General features: G+C 70.7%; 1 protein-coding gene. It reads right to left on the reverse strand.

Annotated elements, in window-relative coordinates; genetic code table 11:
* The coding region (locus MFF30_RS20600) for an ExeM/NucH family extracellular endonuclease (RefSeq protein ID WP_238281726.1) at window positions 1-4,598 on the reverse strand (4,598 nt) is incomplete at both ends.

The raw sequence follows: 4,598 nt of genomic DNA on the forward strand, positions 1-4,598 counted from the left end.
CACGACCCGATCCTGGTCGGGCTCAAGCTCGACCAGGATCGGGTCGTGGTCGGATTCGCGGGCGGGGACGAGACCGTCGAAATAGGCGGCGGAGCGGCCGAAATCGAGGTTGTAGTCGATGGCGTCCGCCTCGTCGGCGTTGATGTGCCACTCGGTGACGCCGGTGACCTGGCGGTTCAGGCCGGCATTGGCCAATGCGTGGTCGAGGGCGCCGTAGGCCCCGTCGAAGACGTAGGAATAGGGGTTGGCGAGGCGGTCCTCGGCGAGGTTGGTAAAGCCGCCGGCCTTGAGGACGTCGAGGGCGTCCTCCTTGATGTAGGCGTTGAAGTCCCCGAGCAGCACGACGTCGCCGTCCTGCGTCCCCGTCGGCTTGAGGGCGAGCCATTCCTTGAGGGCCGTGGCGGCGAGTTCGCGCTGCTGCTGCCAGCCGCCCTGGCCGTCGCCCTGGTCGGCGTCTGCCCCGGTGCCAGCGCCGCTCTTCGACTTCAGGTGGTTGATGACCGCCGTGAAGTCCTCGCCCGTGGCAGTCTCCCGGAAAGTCACCGCCAGGGCGGCGCGGCTGGTGTTGGCGCCGTTGAAGACGTGGCCGATCGTGCTCTGCTGGAGGAGGGCCGGGTCGAAGGCCTGTACGTCCGAATCGTCGAGCTTCTCGATGGTGGTGTTCAGCGCCACCGAGACCTTGCTCGGCTTGTAGACGAAGCCCACCGCGATGGCGTCACCGCCGAGGAACTGGCCCTGGTCGAGTTGGGCACCCGGCCGGATCCAGTCGTAGGTGCCGGCGCCTGCGCGGGCATTGAGCTGGCCGACGAGGTATTCCAGCGCGTTGCCCGGGTTGCCGGGCTGGAACTGGTTCTCCAGCTCGGTGAGGCCGAAAACGTCGGCCCCGGAGGCGATCACCGTGGTGACGAGCTTGGTCGTCTGGCGGTCGAACTCGGCGGAAGTGTTGGCGCCGCGCGGGTCGAGGCCGATGGCGGTCTTCACGCCGCTGGCGGAGCCGTCGCTGTCGAGGGTGCGGAAGTAGTTCAGCACGTTGAGGCTGCCGACCTTGAGGCTGCCGCCGACATCGTCGGGGGCGGCCGGGCGGGGATTGGCGTGTCCGAAGGCGTTGTCGCCGTCGTCGATCGCCCGGACCCGGTAGGCATTGGCGGGGCCGTAGCCGAGCACGCCCGTGAGGCCCGTCACCGTGTCGCCCATCCGGGGCGCGGTGGCGGTGGAATAGGCCGGGCCGAAGCCGTCGAGGCGATCGACCGGCTGGTTCTGGACGTTGAGTCCGTCGTCGTAGGTGATCGAGCGCGCCGCGACTTGCGCGAGATACGCCGCGTAGGCGGCGGTGTTCGGCTCGAACTCGTTGGTGAAAGTCTCCGGGCGCCCTCCGGCCGCGAGGCGGATCTCGTTAAAGCGGTCGAGGTTGAACTGCTCGGTGATGGTGAGCGTCTGGGCCACCTTCACCAGCATGCCCTCGTAGCGCTCGAGGTCCGGCTGCGCCGTGGTGCCGGTGCCGATCGTGGTGGCGGCGGGCAGGTCGACCAATGTCGCGGCGGCCTTGAGGGCGGCGGCCGAGACCGCGCCGGCCTGGACGACCTGGATCTGGGCCGCGTCGGTGACCGTGATCTGCGTCTCTCCGCCGAACTCGCCGACCGTGCCGGTGACCCTGACGCGGTCGCCTTCCTGGAGATCCTTCAGGAGGTTGCCGGCGCCCTCATAGACGAACACGCCCTCGGAGGTCAGCGGGTTGCCGTCCTGGTCCGTGGCCTCCTCCTGCAGGTAGAAGCCGCCGAGGTTGCGGCTGGAATCGGCGTCGCCGGTCTGGAAGTCGCCGACGACGATCGCCTCCACCGTGACGGTGCGGCCGGCAAGCGGGCTCGCGGCCCCCGTGCCCTGCACGGCGGAGATCAGGGTGACGTCGTCGTTGAGGATGGTGCCGGTGGCCACGGTGCCGGTCGCCGCGAGCGCGGCCGTCACGCCGCTCTGGCCGGCGCTGGCGCCTTTCAGGGTGACGGTGAAGCCCTCGGCGGCCTCCGGCAGCACGTCGCCCTGGACCGAGACGGTGACGATTGCCGAGGTCGCGCCCGCCGGAATGGTACCCGCGATGGTGGCCGGCAGGGTCGGTGCGCCGGCGAAATCGGCGCCGTCCGCGCCCGCGCCAGCGAGTTCCGCCGTGAAAGCGAGGCTGCCCAGCGTGCCGCCCGTGCGCTCCACCGTGAAGGCGAAGGTGGTGGTGCCGGCATCGCCCTCGGCCTTGGCAACCGCGAGGGAGCCGGGCTGGAAGGCGAGGGTCTGGGTGTAACCCTGGGGCAGGGCGGCGTAGAGGGTGGCCCCTCCGCCGGCCTCGTTGGCGGTGACGAGGAGCGGGGTGCCGGTGGGGTTGCGGTCGGCGGCGATGAAGGTGAGCACCTCCGGGCCGAGATCGGCCGAGACGCCCGCCAGCGGCGGCACGTAGGAGACGTAGGCCGCCTTCGCCGGATCGGTGACGTCGTAGACGATCACGCCGCTCTGGCGCTCCAGGCCCACGAAGGCGTAGGTGCGGCCGTCGACGGTGCCGATGGTGACGCCCTCCGGCTCGGGGCCCTTGTTGTCGGAGCGGTCGTCGGGGGTGTTGGCGACCGTCTGGTCGTTGTTGAAGCGCTCCGGCGCCAGGCTCGCGAAGATCTTCTCGAACTCGCCCCCGGTCTCGCGCACCTTGGTCAGGGCGCCGTCGGCCTCCTGGCGGAAGATCGAGATGCCGCGACCGCCGAGGGTATGGAGCTGGTCGATGACGCCGTCGTTGTTGGTGTCGCCGGTGCGCAGCAGGACGTTGAGGCGGGCATAGGCCGGGTCGGCCTTGAGCGCCTGTAATTCCGGGGTGAGGCGGCTGTTGGCGATGCTGGAGAGGCGGGCGACGTCCGCCGCATCGTCGGCGCCGCCGATGACGCGCTGGTCGCCCTCGTTCGCGGTGACGACGTAGGTGACGCCGTTGACCGCGAAGCTCGCCGCGCCGTCCGGCTGGAGCAGGCCGTAGATCGGCGCGTTGGCGGGCGTGGCGGCGATGCGGATCGAGGCCGTGCCGCCCGGCCCGTCGCGGTCGGAGGCGTCGAATTCGTTGCCCGGCAGCGAATGGTTGACGGAACCGAGGGGCTGGATCGCGATCGGGGCGGTGCCCGGGTTGGCCAGATCGATCACCGCGATGCCATTGACCTCCTGCAGGGTCACGTAGGCGAAGCGGTTGTCGGGCGACACCGCGATGTATTCGGGCTCGATGTCGGCGGCGGCGCTCTTGCCGGCCGTGATCGCGAGGCCCTTGGCGCGCAAAGCCGCCTCGCTGCCGTTGAGGGCGTCGAAGCCCACGGTGGCGCTGACGGCGGCGGCGGCCGCGCCCCCGGACAGATCGAGGATCGAGACGCTGCCGACGGGGTTGCTGGCGCTGGTGAACTGCTCGCCCTCGTTGGCGACGAGGAGCTTCGTACCGTCACTGGTGAACACGATCTGGTCGGGACCGATGCCGACGCTCACCGATTTCAGCAGGGTGCCGGCCTTGTCGAACAGGGCGACGCGGCCGGGCTGGTCGCCCGTCGCGTTGGCGTAGGCCACGGCGACCAGGCCGTTGGAGACCGCCACCGAGTTCACCGAGCCGTACTGCTCCAGGCCGGCGAGCCGGATCTCGCCGGACTTCGCCAGGGCGCCGTCGGCGCCGATGCCGACGATCTCGATCCGGTTCTCGTTGGTGTTCTGGATGTAGAGGCTGCCGGTGGTGCGGTCGTAGGCCACCACCTCGGCATTGGCCGCGATGCTGGTCGCCGGATCGTTCGTGGTGGCGTAGCCCCCCAGGCGCACGAGTTGCAGGGCGTTGGTGGCGACGGGCGCTGCGGTGGCCGTGGCGCCCTGCGCGCCCTGGAGGGAGGCGGCGGCCGCGAACACCGCCACACCGTTGATGACGCCGGACGCGTCGTCGTTGAGGATCGTGCCGATCCCCTCGCCGTCGGCGACCGTCGCGCCGACCACGTTCGTCACCCGGAGCGCGAAGGTCTCGTTGGCTTCGGCCAGGGTGTCGCCGTTCACCGGCACGGAGATGGTGGTCGTGGTGGCGCCGGCCGCGATGGTCCGCCCGGCCAGGGTCGTGGCGAGGTAATCCGAGCCCGCGCTCGCGGTGCCGTCGGCGGTGGCGACGTCGAAGGTCACGCCGCCGGCCGGGGCCGGTGCGCTGAGGGAGACCGTGAAGGTCAGGCTGGTCTGGCCAGCCTGGCCCTCGGTCACCTGCGCATCGGCGATCGACAGGGCCGGCAGGCTCACCGCCGCGCTCTGGCTCGACACCGCGATGTCGTCGATGCCGACCCACTCGTCGTTGCCCACCGCGTTCGCGGTGATGATGCGGACCTGGAGACCGGCCGCGCCGTTCGCCTCGGACGGCAGCGTGACGCTGACCGGCGTCACCTGCGTGGCGCTGCCCTGCGTGGTGGCATCCGCGACGTATCCGGCCGGCAGGTTCTTCCAGGCGCCGGCATCGATCCGGTACTGGACGGCGACGGGCTGGATCGCGTTGTCCGTCGAGCCGTCGATGTCGCGGGCGTTGAAGGCCACCACCACGTCCCGGCGCCCGGTGGCGTCGAGGTAGAGCACGAGGT

The sequence above is a fragment of the Methylobacterium goesingense genome, assembly GCF_022179225.1.
In the GTDB taxonomy this organism is placed as follows: Bacteria; Pseudomonadota; Alphaproteobacteria; order Rhizobiales; family Beijerinckiaceae; genus Methylobacterium; species Methylobacterium goesingense.